The sequence below is a fragment of the Hymenobacter agri genome (assembly GCF_054778495.1).
Genome location: NZ_BAAGZM010000555.1, coordinates 1 through 2839 on the forward strand (window position 1 = coordinate 1; position 2839 = coordinate 2839).

The 2839-nt window shown below is 63.4% G+C and carries 5 protein-coding genes; 2 read left to right on the forward strand and 3 right to left on the reverse strand.

Annotated elements, in window-relative coordinates; genetic code table 11:
• Positions 1–683 (forward strand): class I SAM-dependent methyltransferase (locus ACYVDE_RS19220; RefSeq protein WP_460503156.1); only part of this gene is annotated, 683 nt, incomplete at its 5' end.
• Positions 684–790: 107 nt separating this feature from the next.
• On the opposite strand, the gene ACYVDE_RS19225 is transcribed toward ACYVDE_RS19220, so the two are convergent.
• Complete coding sequence (locus tag ACYVDE_RS19225; protein WP_460503157.1) at positions 791–976, reverse strand: hypothetical protein; 186 nt, start codon at positions 974–976, stop codon at positions 791–793.
• 132 nt (positions 977–1108) lie between these two features.
• Here ACYVDE_RS19225 and ACYVDE_RS19230 point away from each other — a divergent pair, with 132 nt between their 5' ends.
• Positions 1109–1363, forward strand: coding sequence for a hypothetical protein (locus ACYVDE_RS19230; protein WP_198075081.1), 255 nt, complete (start codon positions 1109–1111; stop codon positions 1361–1363).
• A 16-nt stretch (positions 1364–1379) separates the two neighbouring features.
• Here ACYVDE_RS19230 and ACYVDE_RS19235 read toward each other — a convergent pair whose 3' ends face one another.
• Positions 1380–2195, reverse strand: a complete 816-nt coding sequence (locus ACYVDE_RS19235; RefSeq protein WP_460503158.1) for a heme ABC transporter ATP-binding protein — start codon at positions 2193–2195, stop codon at positions 1380–1382.
• A 56-nt stretch (positions 2196–2251) separates the two neighbouring features.
• Positions 2252–2839 (reverse strand): FecCD family ABC transporter permease (locus ACYVDE_RS19240; protein ID WP_460503159.1); only part of this gene is annotated, 588 nt, incomplete at its 5' end.

Below are 2839 nucleotides of genomic sequence, written 5' to 3' on the forward strand. Positions count from 1 at the left end.
TGCCGCCCATTCCCGGCATCGGCCCCGAGCCGGTGCTACCCGCCAACCCCACCGCCGCCCAGCTGGCCGAGCACAAGCGCCTGCTGGCCGAGCGCACCCGCATTCGCTGGAACTACATCCTCACCGACTCCCTCGCCCGGGCCCGCACCCTCAACGAAAAGCCCAATGCCCTGCTGGTCGAAACCGTGAAGGGGCATCAGCCTGGCACTGCCCTCGACGCCGACATGGGCGAGGGCCGCAACGCCATTTACCTGGCCCAGCAGGGCTGGCAGGTCACGGGCGTCGACGTAGCCGAAAAGGCGCTGGCCTACGCCCAGGCCCGGGCCCATCAGCTGGGCGTGCCCCTCACCACCGAAGTAGCCGACATGGCCAGATACGACTGGGGCACCAACAAGTGGGACCTCATCGTGCTGAGCTACGCCGGCGGCCGCGACTACGCCGCCCGCGTGCAAAAAGCCCTGAAACCCGGCGGCCTCGTGGTGCTCGAAGCCTTCCACATGGATGCCACCGAGAAAATTCAGGTTGTCGACGGCGACTACCGCGTGTTCTTCAAGACCGATGAGCTGCCGAAGCTTTACCAGGCTGCCGGCCTGAAAATCGTGCGCTACGAAGAGCCCATCGGTACCGCCGATTTCACGAAGCAGCAGCTGCGGCTCGTGAAAATGGTGGCCCGGAAACCGTAGTAAGATGCGTAGAAGCGCAAAAGCAAGGCCTCCCACAAACGATTGCGGGAGGCCTTGCTTTTGTGAGGTGACAGCCACTTGGGGCGTTAGAACGTACCAAGAAATTTTTATTCGGCCTTTTTACGGCCCGAGCCGCCGGGTTGTTTCCCCCCGCCGTCATTTTTATTTACCGTGGCCCAGGCACGGGCTTCGGCCTCTTTCTCAGACACTCCGCGCTTCTCGTAGCCTTCTTCGATGTGTTCGGCCTGACGCTTTTGCTTGTCGGTGTATTTCGACTTATCTCCCTGGGGCATGACAGTAGGTAATTGAATGTGGAAAGAAACGGCCTAGGTCGGTGGGCCACGCCGTTTTTACGCAGGCGGCACGGGAGGAGTTAGGTCGAGCTTAGTACCTTCGTGGCCCTTTGCGGCCCTGTTTTCCTGCTTATGCGTCACGTTGCTGATATCCCTCATCCCGCCGTCAAAATCACCCTGCTGGCTTGGAACGGTAAGTTCCTGCTGAAGCTGGAGCAGGGAAACCTCGAACAGACCTACAAAGTGGCCGAGCTCGACTTGCTCACCGGCTCCGATGCCGAAGTGCGCGAATTGCTCGATGACGAGTTTCTGGCCGCCGCCATTGCCCGCTTCCAGGCCATGCGCGACGATTTGCAGGCCGCCTTCGACCGCCACGAGTTGCGCTAAAATGCCGGTCGAACTACTACGATAACGCGCTGTTGGGCGATGCCTCGGCCGGGCCGGCATACACGACTAGCGGTCGCCCGGTGAGGGGATTGGCAACCACCCGCAAATCGGCTGAGAATACGTCGCGCAGCACCTCGGCTGTGAGGGCCGCGGGTTGCTCAATTATGTGCTGGATGCGGCCATTTTTCAGGAGCACCACACGGTCGGCGTAGGCCAGGGCCAGGTTGATGTCGTGCAGAATGGTGACGACAATGGCCTGCTCGTGGGCCCGCTGCCGCGCCACTTGCAACAACTGGTGCTGGTACTGAATGTCGAGGCTGGCCACCGGCTCGTCGAGCAGCAGCACGCGGCTGCCGGCCGTGGGCGGCTCCCAACTTTGGGTGAGTACCCGCGCCATCTGCACTTTCTGGGCCTCACCGCCGCTCAGGGTGCCGTAGTCGCGTCCGGCAAAGCTGGCCAGGCCCAGCGTGGCCAGGGCTTGCCGAGCAATGGCTTGGTCGCGGGCCGGCGTGCTGCGGCCGTGGTGCGGGTAGCGGCCCATCAGCACCACGTCCTCCACCGTCATCGGAAACGCCAAGTGAATTTCCTGTGAGAGCACGGCCCGCGCCCGCGCCAGCACGCTGCGGTCGAAGTCGTACAGGTTTTGCCCGTCGAGCTGCACGCGGCCGGCGGTAGGGGCATAAAGGCCGGCCAGCAGGCGTAGCAGCGTGGTTTTGCCCGCGCCGTTGGGACCCAGTAGCACGGTCATCTCACCGGGCCGGCAGGCCAGCGTGGCTTCGTGGAGCAGCGTTTTGCCCTGAATAGTGAAGGAGGCGCGGTCGAGGCTAAGCACGGGTGGAGAGGGGAGTTATAAGGGAAATAAGCACGTTACGCTGCTGGTCGAAGACATCAACCCAACCCCGCAATGCGGTGCTTCGCCAGCAGCCCCAGAAACACCGGCGCGCCCACCACCGCCGTGAGCACGCCAATGGGTAATTCGGCCGGGGCGATGATGGTGCGCGCCACCGTATCGGATACCACCAGCAGTACTGCCCCCAGCAGCCCCGAACCTACCAAGAGCGTACGGTTGTCCGTCAGGCGCAGCAGCCGTAGCAAGTGTGGCACTATCAGCCCTACAAACCCGATGACGCCCACCGTGGCCGTGGCCACTGCAACGAGCAGCGTATTGAGCAGCAACACGCGGTTTTGCAGCCGCCGCACGTCGATGCCCAGGTATTCGGCTTCGTTTTCGCCCAACTGCAGGGCATTCAAGGCATTGGCATAGCGCAGCGCCAACAGCCCGCCCACGGCCGTAACGGTGCCCACGAGGTAGAGCGAAGGCCAGTCGGCGCTCGAAAAGCTACCCAGGCTCCAAAAGGTAATGGAGCGGGCCTGTGGGTCGCGGGCGATGTAGGAGAGGAAGCCGGTGCCGCCGGCCGCCAGCGCGTTCACGGCAATGCCGGCCAGCAGCATGGTCGTCACCGGTACGCGCCCGCC

Bases quoted from the DNA above. Each gene is read 5' to 3' on its own strand.
- ACYVDE_RS19225 (WP_460503157.1), bottom strand. From the start codon at position 976: ATGCCCCAGGGAGATAAGTCGAAATACACCGACAAGCAAAAGCGTCAG.
- ACYVDE_RS19230 (WP_198075081.1), top strand. From the start codon at position 1,109: ATGCGTCACGTTGCTGATATCCCTCATCCCGCCGTCAAAATCACCCTG.